Origin of the sequence: Saccharothrix sp. HUAS TT1, from assembly GCF_040744945.1 — a bacterium.
Classification (GTDB): domain Bacteria; phylum Actinomycetota; class Actinomycetes; order Mycobacteriales; family Pseudonocardiaceae; genus Actinosynnema.
In genome coordinates, this window is sequence record NZ_CP160453.1 from 6,868,348 (window position 1) to 6,892,874 (window position 24,527).

Sequence of the window (24,527 nt, forward strand, 5' to 3'; positions counted from 1 at the left end):
ACATGCCGGTCAAGCGCCGCCAGTGGCACGTCGGGCATCGATTAACCGTCCGAGGCTGCGAGTTGGACCAGTACGGGCGGACCGAGGAGGCCGAGCAGGCGTTCCTGGGCGCCGCCGCGCACGGGGACTTCAACGGGATGTACAACCTGGGGCTGCTGGCCGAGCGGTCGGGGCAGCACGCCGCCGCCAGGCTCTGGTACGTCCGCGCGCACCGGGCCGGGCACCCCTGGGCCGCCAACAACCTGGGCGTGCTGCTGTACAACGCCGACGACCCGATGGCGGCGGTCTGGCTGCGGGCCGCGGTCGCGATGGGCCACCCGCAGGCCGAGGCCAACCTGCGGCTGCTCGCCCGCTCGTCGCCGCCCTCCGACGTGGATCCGCTGGTGTGGCCGCTGTACCTGCGCTCGCGCGCCGAGGCCGCCTACCGGCAGTTCACCGAGACCGACAACGACGCGGCCCTGGTGCGCTCGGTCACCCTGGCGCGGAAGGCGGCGCAGGCCGCGGGGGACGACCACCCCGCCCGCGGCCTGCTGCTGGACGACCTGCGCGACCTGCTGCGGTTCCGGTACGACCTGAGGGGGCGCAGCTCGGACCTGGACGAGGCCGCGGCCGTCGCGCTCACGGCTTTCGAGGCCACGCCACCGGACGGCGCCACCCGGCTCGACGCCGCCCGGTCGGTCGTCTCCCTGATGCGCGACCGGTTCGAGGTCACCGGGGAGGTGGAGCAGCTGCTCTCCGCGCTCGACCTGGGCAAGCGGGCGTTGGCCGGGGCGCAGGAGGACGAGCGGCAACGGGGGAAGCTCGAAACCAGCCTGTGCGCCGCGCTGACGTCCTTGGCGCTCCACTCGGACTCGGGCGCCGACCTGGACGAGGCGGTCGAGCTGGGCCGGGCGGCGGTCGACCGGCTCACCGGCGGCGAGAAGGTCGTCGCGGCCACGAACCTGGGTGGGGCGCTGCAGCTGCGCGGCAGGTTGCGAGGGTCGCCGGACGACCTCGACGCCGCGGTCGAGGTGTTGCGCTCGGTCGAGCACTTGAGCGTGACCGAGGCCGTCCACCAAGCCAATCTGGCCATGAACCTCGGGGCGGCTCTGAACGCACGGGCCGCGGTCACCGGCCGGTCCGGCGACGAGGACGCCGCCCGTTCCGCCGAGGAGCACGCCAGGACCGCGTTGCGAGCCATACCGGAGCACAATCCCACGACCCTGCTCCGCATGGCGCTCGCCGCCGAGGACGCCGACGCGATCGACGCCGCGTGGCGGGCGGTGGTGGCGCTGGCGCCGACCCACAGCGCGCGCCCGTCGCTGCTGGCGCACCTGGCCGGCGCCCTGCACAAGGCGGATCGGACCGAGGAGGCCCTGGTGGTGGCGCGGGAGGCGGCGGCCACCGCGGTCAGCAGGCACGCCAAGCTCGACACCCGACGGATACTCGCCCGGATCCTCTACGCGATGGACGACGACACCGCTGCGGACGTCTTCGCCTCGGCGGCCGAGGTCTGCGACAGGACCGACGTGGGCTTCGCGGAGGTCCAGGTGGGTTTGGCGGGCGCCTTGTTCAAGCGTGACGAGCGCTCCCCGTCCGACGCCGACCGGTCCGCGGCGATGGCAGCCCTGCGCGAAGCCGCCGGCGCGGTCGGCTCCTCGCTGAGCGACCGCTTGTTCGCCACCCAGGTGTGGAGCGGCGCGGCCCGGGAGGCCGGCGACATCCGAAGCGCGCTGGAAGGTGCGCGCGAGGCGGTGTCCCTGCTCCGGGACATCGGCTGGTCCCACGTCGACCAGGGCGACCGGGAACGGGGCCTCAAGAACGGCGCGGCGATGCCGAGGGAGGCGGCGGCGCTGGCCATCGCCCTCGGCGAACCCGAACTGGCCGTCGAACTGCTGGAACAGGGCCGCGCGCTGATGTGGCGCTCGACGTTGCACTTGCGGGACGACTTCACCTCGGTCGCCGAACGCGCACCCGCCCTGGCCGAGCGGCTGGAGGAGGTCCGCTCGACCATGCACGCCACGCCGCGGGAGGACTCGGAGACGCGGGCGCGACTGGCCCGGCAGTGGACCAGGCTGGTGGACGAGGTCCGGGAGCGGCCCGGCCTGGAGGACTTCCTGACCCCCGCCCCGTTCGCCGAACTCGCCCGCGCCGCCGACGAGGGGCCCGTGGTCATCGTCAACATCAGCAAGATCCGCTGCGACGCCTTGGTGCTGCGGCCGAACCGGGGGGTCGAGGTCGTGCCCCTGCCCGGTGTGGACGTCCCGGGGATGGACCTGGTGTCCAACACCTACCTGGAGCACCTGGGCGAGGCGGCGAGCCCCGACGCCTCCACCCACGTGCGTGACCGAGCGCGGCACACCGTGCACGACACCCTGGAATGGCTGTGGGAGCGCATCGCCCACCCGGTGCTCCGCCACCTGGACCTGCCGACCGCGTCGGCGGAACCGCCCCGCGTGTGGTGGTGCCCCACCGCGTCGCTGGTGCCGCTGCCCCTGCACGCGGCGGGCCGGTACCCGCGCACCACCGGCGACCCGGTGGAACCGGTGGGCTTGCCGTACGCGGTGGTGTCGTCCTACACGACCACGCTCGCCTCGCTCGTCGAGGCACGCCGTCGCCGGGCGTCCGCGACCGCCGCGCCGCTGGCCGTGGGACTGGCCGAGACCGAACGCGGTCACGGGGCACTGCCCTCGGTGGTCGCGGAACTCGACGTGCTGCGGGGCCTGTTCACCGACGGGCGTTCGACGTTCCTGGTCGACGGGGAGGCCACCCTGGAAGCCGTCCGGCGGGAACTGCCGCGGCACGCCTGGGCCCACTTCGCCTGCCACGGCCGGCTCGACATGGTCGACCCCTCCACGTCGGGCCTGTGCCTGTGGGACGACGACCTGAACGTGCTGCACCTGGCCGACCTGCGCCTGGACCGGGCGGACCTCGCGTTCCTGTCCGCCTGCCACACCCGCCTCGGCGGCGGTGGCCTGCCGGACGAGGCGATCCACACGGCCGCGGCCCTCCGCATGGCCGGTTTCCGCCACACGATCGCCACCCTGTGGTCGGTCCACGACCGAGCCGCCCAGCGGGTCACCAGGGGCTTCTACGAACTGGTGCGCGAGGCGGACGGCCTGGACCCGACCGACGCCGCGACGGCGCTGCACCGGGCCGTCGCGGTCCTGCGCGACCGGTACCCCACCAACCCGATCGTCTGGGCGCCCTTCGTCCACGACGGCCCGTGAGGGACCGCACGACGTGTGGGCTCAGGGCGCGTACCGGATGGCGGCGGCGATGGCGGCGGCGCCCGTCCAGCGCCGGGAGGTGGTCGTGCTGTCGTGCTCGACCACCTCCGCGCACAGGCCGTGCAGCAGCCACGGGTCCAGCTCGCGCAGGGTGCGGGACAGGTTCGGTACCCGGTTGATGCCCAGGCTGTGGTGGCTGGGCGCGCCCAGCATCCGCTCCACGCGGTCGCTCCGGCAGCGCACGGCCGCCCGCTCGTCGCCGGCGTGGTGGACCAGCTCCCGTCGCCACGACGTCGCCAGCAGCAGTTCGGCGCTGTTCCACCGCTGTCGCGTCTCGCCCACGGTGGGCGCGGACAGCGCGGACCGCGCCGACCGGCGCAGGTACCACGCCACGACGAGTCGACTGCGGAACTCCCGCGCCGCTCGCGGGTCGCCGCTGATGCGGTCCAGTTTGGACAGTGCGGTGACGCTCGCCGGCGGTAGCCGCTTCGCGGGCAGCGGCAGCAGCAGCACCACGACGTCGGCGCCCGCGTCGATCTCGAAGGGGTCGATCTCCAGCGCGGGCGCCGCGTGCCCCGCCAGCGCCGCGCACAGCGGCCCGCCGACGCCGTACCCGGTGCCGTCGACCACGACGACACCGGTGTGCGTCACGGTTTCCGGCTCGGTGAGCGCGCGGCGACGGCGCAGGAACCCGATCACGACGGGCCGGTCATCAGGAACAGCTCCACCAGCACCTGACCCTCCTCGCCGGACTGCCCGCCGGCGTAGGCGCGCATGTCCGCGCGCGACCTCAGCTGGGGGATGTCCACCGGGTCGATGATCGACTTCAGGTGCTCGGACACCACCACGCCGTCCTCCAACCGGCCGTTGCGCGGGCGGCCGAACAACAGCACCAGCCCCACCTGGGCGTCCGGGCCGACCGCCGCGGTCAGCCGTTCGCGGAACACGTCGACCACGGCTTCGTCCGGCACCACCGGCATGACGAACGTCTGCGGCGTCAGGCGCAAGCCCTGCGGCCGGGGTGGCTCGCTCGTGGGCGGCGGGGCCGACGAGCTCGCCACGTCCGACACCGGCCGGACCTTCGGCACCTCCGAGCCGATCACGACCACCACCAGCAGCAGCGCGAGTTCCGCGAACAGCCACCCGGCGGGACCCAGCGTCCCGCCGTCGGACTGCCGGCTCCGGCGCCGCATCAGGCGGCCGTCCCTCGGTCGTGCTGCTCGTCGGCGTGCCTCAGCCCGTCGGAGACCATGGCGAGCCAGTTGACCTCGCCCACGGTGGCCCGCAGCTCGTCGGTCGTCTTCTGCAGCAGCGCGGACGTCCGGCCCAGCGCGCCCGCCGCCTCGGCGACCACGTCGGCGACCGCCGTGAACGGCTGCTGAGCGGCGGTCAGCGCCTCCTGGTGCCGCTCGTGCCGCTCGGCGACCGACCGGGCGTCCGCCAGTTGCGCGTCCGCTCGCTCCAGCACGACCCCGGAGCGGACGACCGCCTCGCGCGCCGCCTCCGCCGCGCCGGACACGTCCGACACCACGCTCGCCAGCGGTTCGAGCTGGGCGCCGATCAGTCGCGAGGTCCGGTCCAGGTCCCGCCGCACCTCGTCCAGCTTCTCCGCCTGCGCGCCCAGCTCCGGCAACGCGGCCACCAGCCGTTCCACGCCACCCACCAGGCGGTCCACCACGGTGGTCGACTCGGCCAGCCTCACCGTCGCCGAGGTGAACAGCTTCGCGGCGGCGCCCAGCTCGACCGCCGCCTGCCGGGTGTGCTCCTCCACCCGCACCGGCGCGAGGCCGGCGCGCAGCACGGTCAACGGCGGCAGCAGGTCGACTTCGAGCCGGTGCACGATCCGGTCGATCCTGTCGGCCCGGCGCTGCGCCTTGGCGGGCTTGCGGTACACGCCCATGAGCACCACCACGGTCACCACGATGATGACCGACAGGCCGACCGGGCTGCGCCACATCGGTTGCGCCAGCCAGTCCGCGAAGAACGACGACGGCTCGGCGGACGGCGAGGCGGCGAACTCGGTGACGTAGGACCACTCCGCGTAGCCGAGGAACGCCCACGTCACCACGACCGGCAGCAGCGGCAGCGTGCTGCTCGGCCGGTCGACCGGGTGCTCGGCGATGCCGCGCAGGTAGCCGGGTTCCCGCAGCCGCCACAGGTCGGCCTCGCGGTCGACGGCGGACGAGCCGGCCTCGGCCTGCCTGGCCTGCTGGACGGCGGCCCGCAGCACCACGTCTAGCTGTGCGAGGTGCGCGGGCCGGCGTCCCGGTGACGTGCCCGCCACCCGATCCAGCTCGTCGATCGCCGCGGTGACCCGGCTCTCGAACTCGGCGGCGGCGGTCTGCGCGGGCGCGCTCACGGTGTCCTCCCGGGGGGCGACGGCCGGTCGAACAGGCCGTCGATGGTCATGTACAGCATGGCGACGCCGCCCACCACGAGGAGGACGATCAACAACCACCGGACGTCGGGCCACCTGAGCCAGGACGGCAGTCCGGGCAGCCGTCCGCGCCGGGCCGGCACGTCGGGGGGCTTCTCCTCCTCGTGCCAGCTCGGCAGCGAGTCGGCGCCCTCTTCCCGCGACCCGGGTTCCGGCTCACGAGCCACCGCGGGCACCGGTTGGGCAGCCCGGTCCGCGGCGGCCCGGTGGACGTCCGACTCCAGCCGCAGCGCCGCGTCCCGCAGCACCTTCCGCTGCGCCGACGGCGTGAGCCGGCTCAGGTCGGAGCGCAGCGCCGCCACCAGCAGGCCCGCGGGCAGCCGCCGGTCGAGCCGGTCGAAGTGCGCGACGCCGGCCGCCAGCACGGCGGCGCCCGTCGACGGCGGGACCAGCTCGTACGTGGCGAGCAGCCACTTCTCCGCCCACGCCGGGCCCTGCGCCTGGCCCAGGCGCAGCACGTGCTCCAGCACCTCCCGCTCCTGCCCCGCGCACAACCGCATCAGCTCGACCGCCACGGTGGGCGTGACCTTGCCGAGCCCGTCCAGGACGGCGACGACCTCGCGCAGGGTGTCCGGCGCGGCGTCCAGGAACGCGCTCGCGACAGGACCGACCACCTTGTGCTTCCGGATCTCCGCCACGATCCGCGCCGTCGGCACGCCGTAGATGCCGACCGTCGGGTCCGCCGGCGACACGCCCAGGTCGGCGAGCCACGACTCGTGCGCTTGGTGCAGCTCGGCGCCGTGCAGCGGACGCCCGTCGGCGATCACGTAATCGCGGACGAACTCCGCCATCCGGGCCCGGCTGTCGAACCGGGCCCGCAACAGCCGCGCGAGCGTCGCGGACCAGCCCGGCACGTCGTCCGCCGCCGGCGGGAACAGCGCCGGGTTGGTGTGCGGCGCCGCGCCGACGTGGACGTCGAGGACGCTGTCGAACAGGACCTCGGCCAGCTCCGGCGGCAGCGGGTCCGCACCGGTCAGCCGGGCGATCGCCGCGGCGGGCGCGTCAACCGCCCACCGGCTCACCACGCCGCGCCCGTGCCCGGTGGTCAGCCGGGCGTCGCCCGCGGCCAGCAGGGCCGGCACGTCCGACTCCTCGAAGTCCAGCTCCCGGGCGGCGACCAGCTCCACCAGCCCGGCCAGGGTCGGCGCCTCCAGGTACCGCTGCGGCAGTGCCTGCTCGTGCGCCGCCAGGCCGGTCAGCCACGCCACGACCTCGGCGGTCTTCGGGTGCGTCACCGCCTGCTCGCCGCGCTGCTCCGCGGCGCGTTCCAGCCACGAGCCCAGACCCGCGTTGCCACCGGGCAACCGCTGCGGCCAGCGACCGGTGACCGGCGGGTTCGTGTCCCGCACCGCCCGTCGGACCAGGTAGGTGGAGAACACGTGCCGGCGGACCTCGGCCAGCGGCAGCAGCGCGATCACCGCGTGCAGGGTCGCCGCGACGTCCACCGGCTCGCCGTCCACCACCACCGCCTGGGCGTCGGCGAACAACGCGGTCAACGCGCCCGACAGCGCGGACCGCGCCACCGGGCGCAGCCACCGGTGGGACGGCTCGGCCGAGTCCGGGTGCCCCAGCAGGCCGTCCGCGCCGATCCGGCACACCGCCCAGTGCCAGAACCCGGCGGGGTCGTGCCAAGCGGGCGCGAACAGGAACTGGCACATGCCCGCCTGGCCGAACGCGCCGCCCCGGCCCTGCACCGCGAAGCACCAGTGCGGGGCCGAGTCGACCTCGACGTGCCGCAGGCTCCACATCGGCAGCAGGTGGCCGTCTTCGGCGGGCTCGTCCCGCTGCGGCACGTTCGTCAGCAGCTTCGTCGCGAGCGCCGTGTACGCGGCGGGCGGCGCGGCGCGGCCCTCCCCGACGTTCGGCACGAAACCGCCGCCGGTCAGGTCGCCGTACTCGACGAGGACGTAGTCGGTCATGGCCGCAGCCTCCCAAGCAGGTTCAGCAGGAGTTGGGACAGCGCGCCCGACCGCGCGGTCAAGTCGGTGAAGTGCCCCTTGCCCAGCGGCTGGAACGACTCCGCGCCCTCGCCGCTGGGCACCGGCACCTCGCCGAGCGGTGAGCACAGGAAGAACCTCAGCTCGCGCCAGTCCTGGCCGAGCATCGAGGCGATCTGCTGGCCGAACCCGAGGCCGTAGGTGATGCCGCAGGTCAGCGCGGACATCACCAGGTCGCGCACGCGCAGGACCCGGGCCTGGCCCACCACGAGGGACTCGGTGAGGTGCCGGTCGAGCGAGGGGAGCGGGATCTCGCTGGGCGGGAGCAGCGCGGACGGGTCCCCCGCCTCCACCTTGATCAGGTCCCGGCCGCCGAGGTGCACCAGGTTCCACAGCGCGTGCGGGTCGGCGTAGTGGGTCACCAGCGACCCGGCGACCTGGAGCGCGGCCTGGTTGCGCACCCGCACGTCGTACTGGTTGTGCAGGATCGGCACGACCACGTTGTGCGCGGCCCGGTCCAGCGCCGTCCGGCCGCTGTCGGACCGGCGGGCGACCTCCAGCAGGTAGCGGGCGACCCCGGTCACCACGTCGCCGGGGCCGTCCGCGTCCGGGCCGCGCCCGAGGTCGCGCAGCGTCCGGCCGGCTTCCAGCGCCAACCGGAACAGGTCGGCCTTCGTCACGCACACCAGCACCTGCTGCGTGCCGCCGAGGTCGACGGCGAGCGACCCGGACAGCTCGGCGAGCTGCCCGGCCACCCGGTTCTGCACCAGGTTCCGCGCGCCGCGCACCCGGTCCGCGCCGGTGTTGACGTCCTTGGCCGGGCGCATGCTGCCGCGCATCACCCGCTCGGCCTTGTCATCGGGCAGCAGGCCGGTGAACCCCTTGGTGATCACCGGGTCCACCACCCACATCAAGGTGCTGTAGTTGCGCAGCAGCCGCTGCCGGTCGTCGGCGAGCACGGTCCGCTGGTCGAACAGCTCGCCGGGGAGGTCGGCGATCGCGGTCAGCACCCGGCGGCCGCCGATCTGGTAGCGGCGCACGATCGGCTGGCGGATCCGCTTGCCCCACTCGTTGCCCGCCGCGTGCACCTCGTGGATCTCGTCGATCCGGTTGACCAGGTCGGCGGACACCGTGTCGTTGAGGAACGCCACCGGCATCATCTCGCCGAGCTGGGTCGCGTTCATCGGCCGCCCTTCCTCCTCGGTGCGGGCGTAGTGCCCGACGAGGACGTTGAGCGGGTGCTCCTCCAGCATGTCCGAGGTCTGGGGGTTGATCGCGGTGAGGTCGGGGCGCCAGTCGACCGACTCCAGGCTGGTCGTGGTGAGCTGCTGGCTGAGCGTGCGCAGCACCAGGTAGCTCTTCCCCGCGGCGGTGCCGCCGATCGCGGCGGCCACGTCGAACGACTCGACGGTCCACTCCGGGTCGTAGCGGGCGCCGGTGGACCGGATGCGGTCCAGGAAGACGTGCCCGTCGCCGCAGATCCGGTAGTACCAGCGGATGCGCCGCTCCTGGAAGTCCGACGACGCCCAGCTCTGCGGGTCGCCGTAGAGGCCGATCCGCCACTGCATGTCACCGGGCTGGGTGCCGTGCACCTCCAGCCACAGGCTCGGTGGGCGCGGGTAGCCCTCCTCGTCGCGGGACGGCGGCACGCCCAGGTCGGCGTAGCACGCGGGGCACTTGCGGAGCCGGCCGAGGTTGCTGCGGTTCTTCGTCATGGTGTGTCCGTTCGTCACGGCGGTCAGCGGAGCGCGATGATCAGGGAGAGCACGAGCAGCGCGAAGCCGCCGGACAGCAGCAGCGCACCCCGCCGCCACGCCAGGGCGCGGCCGATCCCGGCGGCCTCCTCCAGCCAGGTGTGCACCCGGACCTCCACCTGGCGGGCGGACTCGTCGGGCAGCCCGCCCATCGCCCAGTCCACGACCTCGTGGTCGACGCCCTCGTCGGCCCGGCCGCCCAGGTGGAGGGCGTCGACCCGGGCCCGGAGGTGCCCCGGGCCGCTCTCCAGGAAGTCCTTGAGCATCACAGCTCTCCCACCACTACCGAGATGAAGGTGATCAGGCACGCCGCGAGCACCACCCGGCCGACCCACAGCCACGACCGGTACGCGCGGCGGGCGACGACCTGCTGCTGCGCCCGGATCCGCGTCACCAGCTCCTCCCGCCACTCCGCCCAGGCCGGCGCGCGGTCGTCGCGCAGCGCGGTGCGGATCGCGGTGACCTCGTTGCCGTAGCTGCCGTTCGCGACCCGGTCGCCGCCGCCGCCAGCCCCGTCCACGTCGGGGGCCGGGTTGCGCAGCGCGACGAGCTTGTCCAACCACGCCTTGGCCGACCAGTCCGGGTCGAGCAGCGCGTTCGGCCGCAGCGGCGCGACCAGGGCCTGCTTGAAGTTCGACCACTCGGCAGGCCACGCGTTCAGCGTGTCCAGCACGGTGGGCGCCGAGTCGACCGGCCGCTTGCCGACCGGTCCGCGCAGCAGCGCGTCGACCTTGTCGATGCCGATCAGCGCGGACAGCACGACGAGCACGAAGCCGAACCGGTCGTGCTCGCGCACGTCGATCACGCCGTGGCCGGGTGCGCGGACCCGCTGCGCCGCGCGGATCACCTCGGCCGAGGCGTACCCGGGCGTGAACCGCAGGGCGGCGACCGGTCCGCCGATCCGGGTGACCGCGTCGCCGTCGACCAGCACGTAGCGGTTCTGGCCGTCCGCGTCGAGGTGGTGGCACACGTTCTGCGGCTTCACGTCGCAGTGCGCGACCCCGAGGGCGTGCAGCTGGTCCACCCCCGCCGCGAGCGCGGACAGCGCGGACAGCGGCACGCCGCTCGGCGCGGTGCCCAGCTCCTCGTGGCCGGCCCAGCCGACCGGGTGGAGCAGCGGGCTCGCCACGATCACGAAGCAGTCCGGCTGCGGCCGGCCGGGCACGCCGAACCAGGCGGACAGCCGGTTCTCCGCGCTGCCGCGCACCGCCGCCGAGTCGGCCCGCGCGGTCAGCACCTCCGGCGGCGGCGTCGCCGCGACCAGGTGGATCGGCGCGACCGCCCAGGACTTCTCACCGGGCTTGCCCGCGACCGCGTTCGCCTGGCGCACCAGGTCCGCCTGCGTCGCCAGGTGCCGGCGCAGGTAGCCCGCGTGCTGCGGGGTGGCGCAGCGGTAGATCTTGATGTGCGAGCGCTCCCCGGACACCGGGTGCTGCGCCGTGGTGTAGAGGACCTGCACGTGCACGTCGTGCGCCGGGACGTCGGACCGGCCGGTGGGCAGCGGGAACCGGCGGGTGGTCGCCTTCGTGCCCGGTGCGGGCGGCTCGATCCACAGCGCGCCCGGGTTGCCCGGGTCGGCGGACTCGGTGCGGTACTGCCCGCCGTCCAGCACCTCGGCGCCGGTGCCGGGGCTCGGCACGGCGTCGTTCCAGCCCGCCAGCTCGTAGGTCAGGGTGCGCGCGGCGGAGCCGTTGCGGGCGGCGAACCGCAGCTCGCCGGACTCGGCCAGCTCGACGCCACCCGCGTCGAGCTCGACCCCGTCCACCTCCACGGCGTAGTCGGCGCGGTCGGGCACGCGGTGCGCCCGCACCCGGCCGGCCGCGAACGACAGGTCGACCAGGTGGCCGTGCGGCACGTCGGACAGCGACTGCGGCAGCAGCAGCCCCGTGCCGTCGTAGCCGGTGGCGGGGCGCAGCAGCGGGATGCGGTCGTGACCGGGTTCGAGCAGGAAGTGGAACTCCAGGCCGTCCGCGCCGAGCACGAGCAGCCACGCCTCCTCGGCGGGCGCCCCCGAAACGGGTTCCTCCTCCGGCTCGGGCGCCTGCGGCTTCAGCACCGCGCAGGTGACGTCGCACGGCTCGACCGCGTCGGCGACCACGTCGAACTCGACCCGGATGCGGCCGTCGCCGTCGCCGAAGGTGGCCCGGATCTCCCGCACGGCGGCCCGGATGTCCGACCACGCCTCGGCCGGCAGCCCGACCCTGGTCCGCACCAGCACTTCGGGCACTTGCTCGTCGGCCAGCGGCGCCGACTCCGCGAGCCGGTCCCGCACCTCGGCCAGCACCCGGCCGCGCACCGCGCGGACCAGCTGTCCCTCGTCCTGTTCGGTCATCCCCGGACCTCCACCACCTTGTCGATCACCTGCTGGGCGAGCAGCCGCACCCGCCGCGCGCCCGCCTCCTCCGTCCCGGTCTCGACGGTGACGGCGAACGTCACCGGCCCGGCGGCCGTGTCCAGCGCGCCGACCACCCAGGCGTTCTGCGTCGCGAAGCCGGCGGACCCCGGCGACTCCCCCTGCCGCCGGATCTCGTGAGTGCCCGTCTTGACGCGCAGGGAGCGCTCGCGGTCCACCCGGAGCTGGTGCGCGGTCCCGCTGTCGTCCTGCGTCACACCGCTGAGCGCCTGGCTCAGCTCGCGGGCCTGCTCCGCGGTGAGCACCCGGCGCTCCACGCCCCGGTGCTCGGTCCGGTCGCGGCCGAACGGCCCGGCGGTGGCCGACACCAGGCTGGGCTGCACCACCACTCCCCCGTTGGCGACGGCGGTCATCATCGTGGCGAGCTGGAGCGGGGTGCCCTCGACCCGACCGCCGCCGAGCACGTTGTTGCCCAGGCTGTCCGAGCCCGGCACGTCGACCTCGTTCGGGACGAACGACGCCTTGCCGGTGTCCAGGCCGGCGAGCCACGCGGTGTCCGCGCCGCCCGCCGAGAGGTCGGCGAAACCCATGCGCACGGCCATGTCCCGCACGGCCGCCCACCCCAGCTCGCGGTCGACCAGCTGCACGAAAGCGGTGTTGCACGACACGGTGAGCGCCTGCTGGAGGGTGATGCGGCCGTCCGCGCCGGTGCCCTCGCACCGCGCCTTGGTGTAGTTCTCGATCGGCTCGCCGTTGCGCGGCCGGTAGGTCGCCGGGGACGGGATGGTGGTCTGCGCGGTGTTGCCCGGCTGGGCGAGGAACGCCGCCGCGACCACGACCTTGAACGTGGAGCCGAGGCCGTAGCGGCGGCCGAGCGCGCGGTTCTCGTCGATGGAGGGCAGCGCGCTGTCGGGTGCGCCCGGCGCGTACCGGCGCTCCTCGGCGCGCTCCTCCTCCGCGTACCCGGCGGACTGCCGCTGGAGCGACCAGCGGCGGCAGCGGTTGTCCCACTCCGTCGTCTCGCAACCGGTCTCGGAGGCGGCCAGCCGGCCGTCCTCGACCGGGCCGTAGTCCTCGTTGCGATCGACGAAGGCGGTCGCGCCGGCCCGGTCGAGGTCGGGCTCGGCCTTGGCCGGCCAGTCGAACGGGCTGGGCGCGCTGGAGGCGGCGAGCACCTGCCCGGTGCGCGCGTCCAGGACGACGATGCCGCCCGCCAGCGGCTCGGCCTCCGCGGCGTCGGCGCGCAGCGCACCGGTCAGCGACCGCTGGAGGGCGGGCCGCAGGGTCAGGTCGATCACCCCCCGCTCCGGTCCGCCCGGCGTCGGCAGGAGGCGTTCGCCCAGCGACGTGCCGGAACTCCGCTCGATCAGGGGGTCCAGCGCGTTGTTGAGCACACCGCCCCTGCCGTGCAGGCGGATCAGGCCGGCGAAGTCGGACAGCGCGAGCGGAGTGGGGTCGATCGGCGCCCACTGCTGCTCGGCCCGGTCGCGGAAGTAGGCGGGGACGCCGTCGACGTGCAGCTCGACCGACGTGCGGCGGTTGGCGACCCGGTCGGTCGAGCACCGCTCGGGGTCGATCCGCGCGGACTCCGCCGTGCAGGTCGGGCGGTCCTGGGCGTGGTGGCCGTACGGACGCGCGGTGACCACCGTCGCGAGCCCTCCGACGAGGGCGAACACCACGACCACCGCCAGCGGCACGACCCTGCGCAGCTTCGCCAGCGGCAGCCCGGGCAGCTCCGGCGTGCGGACGGTGGCGGTGCGCGGTGCGGTCGGCGGTCGGGGGCTGAGCGGCCGGTCGGCCCGGTAGAGCAGCCACACCGCCGCCATCACCGCGACGAGCAGGGCGAGCGTCGAGTGCCCGCCCCGGGACAGGAACGGGGCGGTGATGCCGGAGTGCGGCACCTGGTTGGTGGTCGCGGCGAGCACGAACCCGAACTGGCCGAGCAGCACGCCCGCGACGCCGACCGCGAACAACCGCGCCGCCCGCCCGGCGCGCTGCCCGCCGGGGACCTCGGCCCGGTCCTCGGCGAACCGGTCCAGGTGCCGGTGGGCGCGGGTGAGGGCGGCGGCGAGCAGCGCGAGCAGCAGCGCGAGCAGCAGGACCGCCAGGCCGCCGAGCTTGTTCCAGATCACCGCGAGGACGAAGTCGGTGTCACCGGCGGGCAGCGGACCCAGCACGGTGTCGGCGAGCCCGCGGCCCCACACGCCGCCGTCCGCCACGGCCGACATGGACTGCGCGATCTGGGACCGCTTGGCCGCGGCGTCGTTGTCCAGCGAGTCGAGGCAGACCTCGTAGCCGTTCGGCGCCTCGGGCACGACGACCCCGGCGGGCGGCGCCTGGCAGGCGACGGACCAGTTGAACGTCCACGGTTCGGCCCAGGCTTCCTGGCGGGTCTGCACGTGGTCGACCACCCGGAACACGACCAGGGCCACCGCCACCACCACCAGCAGCGACGCCACCAGCGTGCGGCCGGCCTTGAGCGTGTCCCACCGACCGACGCCCGAGCCGACCTGGCCGCGCAGCAGGTGCAGCACGACGGTCCCGGCAGCGGCCAGCAGCGGGATGATCGGGCCGATGTCCCCCTTCCAGATCACCGCCGCGCCCACCACGCCGAGGATCAGGAAGGTGTAGCCCAGGTGCTTGTTGCGGCGGAACCACCGCGGCAGCCGGGTCCGGCTCTCCCACAGCTCCTGCGGTGAGCGGGGCAGGGGCGGCGGAGCGACCTGGAACCCGATGGCGTACCGGGCGAGGACGACCGCGAGCACCCAGACGCACAGCACCTTGGCGTACTCGGCGGTGGCGACCTTCAAGAAGGTCAGGCCGTCGTCGCCGAGCGGGTCGAACTTCGGCGCGATGATCAGCACGAACACGGCGCCGATGCCCGTCAGGTAGCGCCACGTGGGCGTGAACCGGGTGAAGGGCCGCTTCGCCGCCCACCGCTCGACCCGGCGCCGCTCGAACCACAGCAGGGCGAACGCGACGCCGAGCGGCACGAGGATGGAGAACCCCACCTCGGCCAGCGCGTCGAGGTCGAAGGTCCGGGCGAAGCCCGCCCCCGGGTCGGGCGAGACGCCCAGGCGCAGGGCCATGATGACGCCGACCTGCACCAGCGTGGCGGTGGCGAGCAGGACCGCGAGCACCGGACCGGCGACGATGTCCTCACCCCGCCGGCCGTGCTCGGCCCGGAGCCGGCGCACCGCCACGACGCCCACCGCGTACAGCGGCGCGGAGCACGGCACGTACCAGGCCACGGTCAGGAACGTGCCGGAGCTCGCGCCGGCCAGCACCAGCAGCGGCGGCAGGGCGAGCGCCGCGTGCGGGCCGCGCAGCGCCTTGCGCCACCCCTCGTGGCGCACGGTGGGCGCGGCGCCGTCGGCGGCCAGCGCCACCGCGGGCCTGCTCACCAGGAACCGGAGGCAGTTCACCACCGCCAGCAGCAGACCCGAGAGCACGAGCGACCGGCCCCACGCCGCCGGTCCGCCGAGGAACAGCGCCAAGACCGCCACGACATCCTGCCCCATCCGCGCCCGTTCCTCCTCGTGGGTGATCCGGCGCGGACGTTCGCGCCGCCATCCGGCATTCGACTAGTCCGCTGATCGTCGTAGTCCGGAGCAGCGTTACCGCGGTGATCGAATCGTTTTCCGCAGCGGGGTGGACCCGGCCACCGACTGAATATGAGGCCCATTCGGAAATGGGGCGGGTTCCGGAGGAGCGGACCGCGGACCCCGGTCCCGGACTGCGCCGAAGCCCGGGATCAGGGCCTGAGGGGATCAGGCTCGCCGTCGGAGTGGTGGCGTTCGACCGATGGCACGTTTTTCGAGCAGCGCGCCAATTGCGCATTCACCCCTCTCGTCCGGTGATTCCGACGAATGACTCCTGACCATCCGAGGCGGGCTGTGACAGGGTGTCGCGACGCAGCCCGTTCTGCAGGAGGAGAAAGCGTTGAGACTCAGACGATTAACCCGACCTGTGCTCGCGGTGACGAGCGCGGCGGCGCTGGTGGTCGCCGTCGTGCAGCCCGTGTCGGCCCAGCCTCGCGACACCGACTACACCGTGCTCGTGGAGGCGGGCGCCTCGCTCCACGCCGCCCGCGCCGCCGTCAGGGCCGCCGGCGGCCGGGTCACGGCCGAGAACGCGGCGGTCGGCACGTTGGCCGTGCAGGCGCCGGCGACGGGGTTCGTCCAGCGCGTCACCGCCGCCGACGCGGTCTTCGGCGCGGCGCCCGTGCGACCGATCGGCCAAGCCCCCCGCAGCGCGCGGGCCCGTGAGTGGCACGAGGTCGAGAACGAGCACGTCGGCGCGGCCACGCGGACCGCACCCCAGCCCCGGGCGCAGGCGCAGGCGGCCGGGCTCGACCCGCTCGACGACGCCCTGTGGGGCCTGCGCCTGGTGCGCTCGGACATCGCGCGCGTGCGGCAGGCCGGTGACCGCCGCGTCTTCGTCGGCATCCTGGACACCGGGGTCGACGGCACGCACCCGGACATCGCGCCGAACTTCAACCGCGAGCTGTCCCGCAACTTCACCACCGACATCCCGAACGACTCCAACGGCGGCGAACTGGACGGGCCGTGCGAGTTCCGCGGTTGCGTCGACCCCGCCGACCACGACGGCGAGGGCCACGGCACGCACGTCGCGGGCACCATCGGCGCCGCCGCCAACGGCTTCGGCGTGTCCGGCGTCGCCCCGAACGTGTCGCTGGTCAACATCCGCGCCGGCCAGGACTCCGGTTACTTCTTCCTGCGGTCCGTGGTGGACGCGCTGACCTACGGCGCCGACGTCGGCCTCGACGTGATCAACATGTCGTTCTTCGTCGACCCCTGGTACATGAACTGCGCGGCGAGCCCCGCCGACAGCCCCGAGGCGCAGATCGCCCAGCGGACCACGATCGCCGCGATCCAGCGCGCGCTGAACTACGCGCACGGCAAGGGCGTGACGCTGATCGGCGCCGGCGGCAACAACCACGAGGACCTGGGCAACCCCCGGACCGACACGACCAGCCCGAACTACCCGCCGGGCAGCACCTACCCCCGGCCCGTCGACAACGCGTCGTGCCTCAACCTGCCGACCGAGGGCGACCACGTCATCTCGGTCTCCGCGCTCGGCCCGTCGACGGCCAAGGCCGACTACTCCAACTACGGCACCGAGCAGACCTTGCTGTCCGCGCCCGGCGGCTACTTCCGCGACGGCCTCGGCACGGACTGGTACCGCACGAACGAGAACCTGATCCGCTCGGCCTACCCGCGCAACGTGGCGTTGGCGGCGGGCGACATCGACGCGGACGGCGCCATCACGCCGACCGGACTGGCGGCCGGTGTCGCCAAGTACTGCGACGCCACCACCTGCGGCTTCTACCGCTACGCGCAGGGCACGTCGATGGCCGCACCGCACGCCACGGGCGTGGCCGCGCTGGTGGTCAGCCAGTTCGGCAAGCGGGACCGGGCGCACCCCGGCACGCTGACCATGTCGCCCGACAAGGTCGAGGCGGTGCTGCTCGGGACCGCCAACCCCAGGGCCTGCCCGGAACCGCGCACGGTCTCCTACGAGGACGTGGGCCGACCGGCCGAGTTCACCGCCACCTGCGCGGGTGACGCGACGTTCAACGGCTTCTACGGCCACGGCATCGTGGACGCCTACGGCGCCGTGACGCGCGGCGGCGACTTCCTCTGACCGGACGGTGGGGCGGCCTCGACGGCGGGGGCGCCCCACCCTCCGCTCGCGGTGTCACCGACGCGTGCGGCGTGAGACGCAGCTCTCACGGGAGTCAACGTCGTGTAAAGGACCCGACCGGAGGTGTCAGGAACGCATCAGGCAGCACGGATCACCCGTCCCGGGGGTGCAGCCTTCTCGACGTCATCACCCTGCGGGGTTCGTGAGTCGGGAAGGGAGCGCGCACATGGCCGACCTGGCCTACGCGTTGCTGCTGATCGGTGTGTTCGTGCTGCTGGCACTCGGGGTTCGCGGACTGGAGCGGTTGTGAGCGGCACCGGGGTGGTCGCCAACGCCGTCGGCGGCGTCCTGGCCCTCGCGCTCATCGCCTACCTGTTCGTCGTTCTGATCAGGCCGGAGAAGTTCTGATGTCGACCACGGTGGCCGGCCTGCTCCAGGTCGGCGTGCTGGTCGTCGCGCTGGCCGCGGTGCACCGGCCCTTCGGCGACCACCTGGCGCGGGTCTACACCGGCGACAGGCACCTCCGGGTCGAGCGGGCCGTCTACCGGCTCGTCCGGGTCGACCCCGACTCCGAGCAGCGGTGGGGCGCCTACGCGCGCGGTGTGATCGCGTTCTCCTTCGCGGGTGTGGTCCTGCTGTACGCGCTCCAACGCGTGCAATCGGTGCTGCCGTTCGACTTCGGCCGCGGGAACGTGCCGCCGGGCACGGCCTTCAACACCGCGGTCAGCTTCGTGACGAACACGAACTGGCAGTCCTACGTCCCCGAGGTGGTGATGGGGCACGCGGTCCAGGCGGTCGGGCTGACCGCGCAGAACTTCGTCTCGGCGGCCGTGGGCATGGCGGTCGCGGTGGCGCTGGTGCGCGGGTTCGTGCGGCAGCGGACCGACCTCGTCGGCAACTTCTGGGTCGACCTGGTGCGCGGGGTGGTCCGCGTCCTGCTGCCGGTGGCGTTCGTGTTCGCGATCGTCCTGGTCGCCACGGGCGTGGTGATGAGCCTGGAGTCCGGTGTGGACGTCGATGGGCAGACGGTGGCGACCGCCCCGGTGGCCTCGCAGGAGGCCATCAAGGAGCTGGGCACCAACGGTGGCGGTGTGCTCAACGCCAACTCCGCGCACCCGTTCGAGAACCCCAACGGCTGGTCCAACCTGGTCGAGGTCTTCCTGATCCTGGTCATCCCGGTGTCGCTGACGCGCACGTTCGGCACGCTGGTGGGCGACCGCAGGCAGGGTCACGTGCTGCTGGGCGTGATGGGCGCGCTGTGGGGCGCGGTGCTGGCCGTCGTCTGGGCGGCCGAGGCGAACGGGCTGCGACCGTTGGAGGGCAAGGAACTCCGGTTCGGCGTCCCGTCCTCGGCGCTGTTCGCCAACTCCACCACCGGGACGTCGACCGGTGCGGTGAACGCCGCGCACGACAGCTTCACCGGGCTCGGCGGTGGTGGGCTGATGCTGAACATGCTGTTCGGGGAGATGACGCCGGGCGGGGTCGGCAGCGGCCTGTACAGCATCCTGGTGATGGCGGTGATCGCGATGTTCCTGGCCGGGCTGATGGTCGGCCGCACGCCGGAGTACCTGGGCAAGAAGCTCGGCAGGCGTGAGGTGACCGCGGCGGCGGTGTCGGTCCTGGCCATGCCGGCGGTGATGCTGCTCGGCGCGGGAACCGCCGCGATCCTCCCCGTCACCCGGGACGCCTTGGACGACCCCGGCGAGCACGGCCTGTCGGAAGTCCTCTACGCCTACGCCTCGGCGTCGAACAACAACGGCAGCGCCTTCGCCGGGCTCACGGTGACCGACGACTGGTTCCAGGCGTCCCTGGGCGTGTGCATGGCGCTGGGCCGGTTCGTCCCCATCATCGCGGTGCTGTGCCTGGCAGGCTCGCTGGCCGCGCAGAAGGCGGCGCCGGTCACCGCGGGCACGCTGCCCACGACCGGCCCGCTGTTCGCGACCCTGCTGGCGGGCGCGGTCGTGCTGGTCGCCGCGCTGACCTTCGTCCCCGCCCTCGCTCTCGGTCCCATCGCGGAGGCCCTGCTGTGACCACCACGACCGAACACCCGCGAACTACCGAGCGGATTCGCGAACGCCCCGCGCGGGACCCCGGCCACCGGGTCGGCGGCGGCGCGTTCACCCCCCGGCAGCTGATCAGGTCCCTGCCGGAGGCGCTGCGCAAGCTGGACCCGCGCCACCAGGTCCGCAACCCGGTCGTGTTCGTGGTCTGGGTCGGGTCGGTGCTGGTCACCGCGTTCGCGATCGCCGACCCGGACGTGTTCACCGTCGCGGTGGCGGTGTGGCTGTGGGCGACCGTGCTGTTCGCCAACCTGGCCGAGGCCGTGGCCGAGGGCCGGGGCCGGGCGCAGGCCGACTCGCTGCGCAGGACCAAGCAGGACGCCGTCGCCCGCCGGCTGACCGGGGACGGCGACGAGGAGCGCGTCCCGGGTACGGAACTCGCCGTCGGCGACCTCGTCGTGGTCGAGGCGGGCGAGGTCGTCCCGGGCGACGGTGACGTGGTCGAGGGCATCGCCAGCGTGGACGAGTCGGCCGTCACCGGCGAGTCCGCGCCGGTCATCCGGGAGTCCGGCGGCGACCGGGCGGCCGTCACGGGCGGCACGACGGTGCTGTCCGACCGGGTCGTCGTGCGGATCACGACCGAGCCGGGCGCGTCCTTCGTCGACCGGATGATCGCGCTGGTGGAGGGCGCGCGGCGGCAGAAGACGCCGAACGAGGTCGCGCTGACGATCCTGCTGTCCACCTTGACGATCATCTTCCTGCTGGCCGTGGTGGCGTTGCAGCCGTTCGCGGCGCACTCCGGCGGCGAGCAGTCGGTGGTCGTGCTGACCGCGCTGTTGGTGTGCCTGATCCCGACCACGATCGGGGCGCTCCTCAGCGCGATCGGGATCGCGGGCGTGGACCGGCTGGTGCGGCACAACGTCCTGGCCACCTCGGGCAAGGCGGTCGAGGCCGCCGGGGACGTCGACACGCTGCTGCTGGACAAGACCGGCACCATCACGTGGGGCAACCGGCGGGCCACGGAGTTCATCCCGGTCGACGGCGTCGGCCTGGACGCCCTCGTGGACGCCGCCCGGCTGTCGAGCCTGGCCGACGACACGCCCGAGGGCCGCAGCATCATCGAGCTGTGCGTGACCGGGAACGGCCGCTCGGCCGAACCCTCCGACGCGGAGCGGGCCGGCGAGTTCTTCCCGTTCAGCGCGCAGACCCGGATGAGCGGCGTCGACCTGGGCGGTCGGCGCGTCCGCAAGGGCGCCGCGAGCGGTTTCGACCTCGATGAGCAGACCCGGCGGGTGGTCGACGGGATCAGCGTGCGGGGCGGCACGCCCCTGGTCGTGGCGGACAACGGTGTCGTGCTCGGCGTGATCCGGCTGTCGGACGTGGTGAAGCCCGGTGTGCGGGAGCGGTTCGCCGAGCTGCGCGCGATGGGCATCCGCACGGTCATGGTCACCGGCGACAACCCGTTGACCGCCGGGGCGATCGCGGCCGAGGCCGGGGTGGACGACTACTTCGCCGAGGCCAGGCCCGAGGACAAGGTGGCCCTGATCCGCGCGGAGCAGGAAGGCGGCAAGCTGGTCGCGATGACCGGCGACGGCGCCAACGACGCCCCGGCGCTGGCGCAGGCCGACGTGGGCGTGGCGATGAACACCGGCGCCTCGGCCGCGAAGGAGGCCGGGAACATGGTCGACCTGGACTCGGACCCGACCAAGCTGATCGAGGTCGTGCGGATCGGCAAGCAGCTGCTCATCACGCGGGGCGCCTTGACGACCTTCAGCGTCGCCAACGACCTGGCGAAGTACTTCGCGATCCTGCCCGCCATGTTCGCCTCGGTCCACCCGCAGCTGGCCGGGCTGAACGTCATGCGCCTGGCCTCGCCGCAGTCGGCGGTCCTGTCCGCGGTGATCTTCAACGCGCTGATCATCGTCGTGCTGATCCCGCTGGCCCTGCGCGGGGTGCGCTGCAAGCCCTCCGGCGCCGCCGCGCTGCTGCGGCGCAACCTGCTGGTCTACGGCCTCGGCGGCGTCGTGACGCCGTTCGCCGGGATCTGGCTGATCGACCTGCTCGTCCGCCTCGTTCCCGGGATCGGGTGACCGCCGTGCTCAAGCAAGCCACCACGGGACTGCGCGTCCTGCTCGTCCTGACGGTCATCACCGGCGTGCTGTACCCGGCGGCGGTGTGGGGCGTGTCCCGGCTGCCCGGCCTGCGGGCCAACGCCGAGGCCGTGGGCACGACGCTGGTGGGCGTGCAGCGCGAGGGCGACCAGTGGTTCCGCACCCGGCCCTCGGTCGCCGACCTGCCCGCGTCGGGCGCGTCCAACAAGGGGGAGCGCAACGCCGACTACGACGCCGTGGTCGCCGGGAGGCGGGCGGATGTCGCCCGGCGCGAGGGCGTGGCCGAGCACCGAGTGCCCCAGGACGCCGTGACCGCCTCCGCCTCCGGCTTGGACCCGCACATCAGCGCCGCGTACGCCGAGCTCCAAGTGCCCCGCGTGGCCCGGGAGAACGGGCTGCCGGAGGACCGGGTCCGGCGGTTGGTCGCCGAGCACACCGACGGACGCGCCGCCGGTGTCCTGGGCGAGCCGGGTGTCAACGTCACCGCGCTCAACCGCGCGATCGAGGACGCCGGGTAGGAGGCGCTGCGCCGGAGTTGCTGCGGGACACCGACGGCCACCGGTCCCCCGGACCGGAAAAGTGTTGACGCCGATGCCCTCTGACCTGGGGTTCCCGTCGAAGCGACAGAACCGCGTCGACGGGTAACAAAACCCTTCGGGTACCGGGGGGCGCCGGCTAGGTTCGGCTCCTCGCAACTCCGCCCTCCCCTGCACACCCCCGGAGACCGATCCATGACACGTCCCGCCCCCTGCCTTCGGCACGCCGCGATCGCCGTCGCCACCGCGGCGGCCATCGCGGTCCTCAGCCCCGCGACCGGCCACGCCGACCCGCTCGACGGGCTCGTCGAGAGCGTCACCGACACGCTGCTCGCCGAACGCGGCCCGGTCGTCGCCCAGCGGCGCGGCACGACCGAGCTGGACCACCACGCGGTCGTCGAACCCCGCCGCTCGACGGCCGACTGGTCCTTCGGCGCGGCCACCATCCCCGGTGACGCCGACGACCACGCCCCGGACGCCAGCCTGTACGTCGCCCACCGGGTCGCCGGCCGGTGGGAGGTCGGCGTCCTGGGCAGCGAGCGGTTCGTCGCGCTCGCCCGCCGGGCGCCCGCCTCGGTCGTCGGCGCCGAGGAGAAGACCCTCTTCGCGGACAACCACGCCGCCGCCCGCCCGACGGCCGGCGCCGCCGCCCCGTCCGCCGAGACCGGCCTCGCGCTGCCGGTCAACGCCTCCAGCAGCGTCGGCTGGGGCGGCGGCCCGCACGCCAACGACGGACAGGGTTCGCTGTACAGCTCCCTGGACTTCGGCGGCTCCGGCACGGAGATCCGCACCGCCGCCGCGGGCCGGGTCTACCGGGCCTGCGTCGACGCGGGCTCCTCCGCGACGGCGCTGATCCTCGTCGTGCACGCCAACGGCTACACGACCGGCTACTACCACCTCAACCAGCGCAGCGGCTTCCCGGCCGACGGCACCTCGGTCGACCTGGGCTACTACCTGGGCACCGCGGGCACCAACACCGCGTGCGGCGGCAGCGCCAACGGCGCCCACGTCCACTTCACCCTGCGCTCCGGCGACCGCGACAACCTGGCGTTCGAGTCGGTGGTGGGCAAGACCATCGGCGGTTGGACGTTCCACACCAACGGTTCCAACTACGACGGCTACGCCACGCACGGCGACCGGAAGTCGCAGGACGGCGGCAGCGTCTACAACTACGGCCGCTACAGCGGCTCCGGTCCCTACAGCGGCACGGTGAACGTCTCCAACGGCGCCAACGTCCGCTACAACACCAACACCTCGACCAGCTCGGTCATGTACACCGCGCCCAGCGGCCGCGCCCTGGCCATCAGCTGCCGGACCACCGGCAGCGCCGTCAACGGCAGCACCGCGTGGTACCGCCTCACCGACGCCGACTACGTCGCCGCGGCACTGGTCACCACCAGCGCCACCGTGCCCACCTGCTGACCGGTCGGTCCCGGTCGAGGCGCCCGGCTGGTCGAGCCGGGCGCCTCGGCCGTCGCGGACGGGGGTCAGACCAGGCCGCGCCGGGACGCCTGGACACCGGCCTGGAAGCGCGTCGTGGCGCCGAGTTCGTCCAGCAGCGCGGCCATCCGCCGGGTCATCGTCCGCTGGGTCAGGCCGAGCGAGCGCATGATCGCGGCGTCCTTCATGCCCACGGCGAGCAGCGTCAGCAGCTCCCGGTCCCGGTGGGCGCCGCGCAGCGCCGTGCCGATCGGGGTCGCCCGTTCCCACAGCAGGTCGAAGCAGGCGACCAGCGCGTCCAGCAGCGGGGAGCGGTGCACGAGGATGCGCACGCCGGTCTCCGACGCCTCGAAGCTGAGCGGGATCAACGCCGTGCGCCGGTCCGCGATCATCATCTTCATCCGCACGTCCGGCAGGGCCCGGGCGTCCTCGCCCGCCTCGACGTAGGCGGTGATCTCGGCCAGGCGGTTCGCGTCGTCCAGGACGGGCAGGTGGTAGAGCGTGCGGTAGGCCACCCCGCGCCGCAGCGCCTGCATCTCGGCGGCGTTGTGCTCCGGGGCGCCGCCCAGGTACGGCGGGCAGTCGATGAGCAGCACCTCCTCCCGCGCGGTGGACTGGAGCTGGGCGATGTGGTGGCGCACGGCGGGCCCGCCCTCGATCAGCTCGACCAGGTCGCCGGGTTCGCCGCGCGGCGCGTCCTCGTACTCCGCCGCGAGCCCGTGGGCCACCGCGCGCAGCCGGTCGAGATCCTGGGTCCGGCGCAGCGCCAGGGCGTCGAGGGCCACCTGCGGCGGCGCGGACACGTAGCGGGCCGGGCGGCCGGCGAGCTTGGTGACCAGGCCCGCCGCGCTCAGGGTGGCCAGCGCCCGGGAGACCCGCCCGGCGGGCAGGTCGAGCGCCGCGGCGAGCGCGCCCGCGTCGACCCGCGGTCGGCGCAGCAGCCGCAGGTAGACCGCGCCCTCGGTCGGTCCCAGCCCGACCGGTTCGAGGAACCCTGGGTCGACGGCGTCCACCCGCGCAGTCTAGGCGGCCAGGTGTGGCCACCGGCCAGTTCTGCCCTTTTCCGCAGGTGGGAGGCGGACT

16 protein-coding genes are annotated in these 24,527 nt (G+C 74.0%); 7 read left to right on the plus strand and 9 right to left on the minus strand.

Annotated elements, in window-relative coordinates; all coding sequences use genetic code 11:
* The first annotated feature begins 2 nt into the window (after positions 1–2).
* Positions 3–3,209: a CHAT domain-containing protein gene (locus AB0F89_RS30740; protein WP_367129148.1), complete on the plus strand. Its 3,207-nt coding sequence runs from the start codon at positions 3–5 to the stop codon at positions 3,207–3,209.
* Between the two features lie 21 nt (positions 3,210–3,230).
* Here the strand turns inward: AB0F89_RS30740 and AB0F89_RS30745 are convergent, their stop codons facing one another.
* Genes AB0F89_RS30745 through AB0F89_RS30780 form a run of 8 tightly spaced genes read right to left on the minus strand, consistent with a single transcriptional unit; the run spans position 3,231 to position 15,211 of the window.
* Complete coding sequence (locus tag AB0F89_RS30745) at positions 3,231–3,908, minus strand: hypothetical protein (protein ID WP_367129149.1); 678 nt, start codon at positions 3,906–3,908, stop codon at positions 3,231–3,233.
* Positions 3,905–4,402 carry a hypothetical protein gene (locus tag AB0F89_RS30750; protein ID WP_367129150.1) on the minus strand — a complete coding sequence of 166 codons (498 nt, stop codon included), beginning with the start codon at positions 4,400–4,402 and terminating at the stop codon, positions 3,905–3,907. Before AB0F89_RS30750 ends, AB0F89_RS30745 begins: the two co-directional genes overlap by 4 nt.
* Positions 4,402–5,568 (minus strand): hypothetical protein, encoded by a 1,167-nt coding sequence (locus tag AB0F89_RS30755; protein ID WP_367129151.1) that lies wholly within the window; start codon positions 5,566–5,568, stop codon positions 4,402–4,404. The genes AB0F89_RS30750 and AB0F89_RS30755 overlap by 1 nt, the downstream gene beginning before the upstream one ends.
* Complete coding sequence (locus AB0F89_RS30760) at positions 5,565–7,565, minus strand: hypothetical protein (protein ID WP_367129152.1); 2,001 nt, start codon at positions 7,563–7,565, stop codon at positions 5,565–5,567. Before AB0F89_RS30760 ends, AB0F89_RS30755 begins: the two co-directional genes overlap by 4 nt.
* Entirely contained in the window at positions 7,562–9,298 is a 1,737-nt protein-coding gene (locus tag AB0F89_RS30765) for a hypothetical protein (protein WP_367129153.1), read from the minus strand. The genes AB0F89_RS30760 and AB0F89_RS30765 overlap by 4 nt, the downstream gene beginning before the upstream one ends.
* Positions 9,299–9,321: 23 nt before the next feature.
* Complete coding sequence (locus AB0F89_RS30770) at positions 9,322–9,603, minus strand: hypothetical protein (RefSeq protein WP_367129154.1); 282 nt, start codon at positions 9,601–9,603, stop codon at positions 9,322–9,324.
* A complete protein-coding gene (locus AB0F89_RS30775) occupies positions 9,603–11,669 on the minus strand; it encodes a hypothetical protein (RefSeq protein WP_367129155.1) in 2,067 nt (688 codons plus the stop codon). The genes AB0F89_RS30770 and AB0F89_RS30775 overlap by 1 nt, the downstream gene beginning before the upstream one ends.
* Positions 11,666–15,211, minus strand: coding sequence for a penicillin-binding transpeptidase domain-containing protein (locus tag AB0F89_RS30780; RefSeq protein WP_367129156.1), 3,546 nt, complete (start codon positions 15,209–15,211; stop codon positions 11,666–11,668). Before AB0F89_RS30780 ends, AB0F89_RS30775 begins: the two co-directional genes overlap by 4 nt.
* Positions 15,212–15,659: 448 nt before the next feature.
* Here AB0F89_RS30780 and AB0F89_RS30785 point away from each other — a divergent pair, with 448 nt between their 5' ends.
* The 6 genes from AB0F89_RS30785 (at position 15,660) to AB0F89_RS30810 (ending at position 23,426) form a co-directional block, all read left to right on the plus strand.
* Positions 15,660–17,357 (plus strand): S8 family serine peptidase, encoded by a 1,698-nt coding sequence (locus tag AB0F89_RS30785; RefSeq protein ID WP_367129157.1) that lies wholly within the window; start codon positions 15,660–15,662, stop codon positions 17,355–17,357.
* Between the two features lie 306 nt (positions 17,358–17,663).
* Positions 17,664–17,765 carry a K(+)-transporting ATPase subunit F gene (gene kdpF, locus AB0F89_RS30790; protein WP_367129158.1) on the plus strand — a complete coding sequence of 34 codons (102 nt, stop codon included), beginning with the start codon at positions 17,664–17,666 and terminating at the stop codon, positions 17,763–17,765.
* Complete coding sequence (kdpA, locus tag AB0F89_RS30795; protein WP_367129159.1) at positions 17,765–19,387, plus strand: potassium-transporting ATPase subunit KdpA; 1,623 nt, start codon at positions 17,765–17,767, stop codon at positions 19,385–19,387. The genes kdpF and kdpA overlap by 1 nt, the downstream gene beginning before the upstream one ends.
* Positions 19,384–21,447 (plus strand): potassium-transporting ATPase subunit KdpB, encoded by a 2,064-nt coding sequence (gene kdpB / locus AB0F89_RS30800; RefSeq protein WP_367129160.1) that lies wholly within the window; start codon positions 19,384–19,386, stop codon positions 21,445–21,447. The genes kdpA and kdpB overlap by 4 nt, the downstream gene beginning before the upstream one ends.
* Positions 21,444–21,986, plus strand: coding sequence for a potassium-transporting ATPase subunit C (locus AB0F89_RS30805; protein WP_367129161.1), 543 nt, complete (start codon positions 21,444–21,446; stop codon positions 21,984–21,986). The genes kdpB and AB0F89_RS30805 overlap by 4 nt, the downstream gene beginning before the upstream one ends.
* Before the next feature lie 213 nt (positions 21,987–22,199).
* Entirely contained in the window at positions 22,200–23,426 is a 1,227-nt protein-coding gene (locus AB0F89_RS30810; protein WP_367129162.1) for a M23 family metallopeptidase, read from the plus strand.
* Positions 23,427–23,491: 65 nt separating this feature from the next.
* Here the strand turns inward: AB0F89_RS30810 and AB0F89_RS30815 are convergent, their stop codons facing one another.
* On the minus strand, positions 23,492–24,457 hold the full coding sequence (locus AB0F89_RS30815) for a helix-turn-helix domain-containing protein (protein WP_367129163.1): 966 nt from the start codon (positions 24,455–24,457) through the stop codon (positions 23,492–23,494).
* Positions 24,458–24,527: the final 70 nt, after the last annotated feature.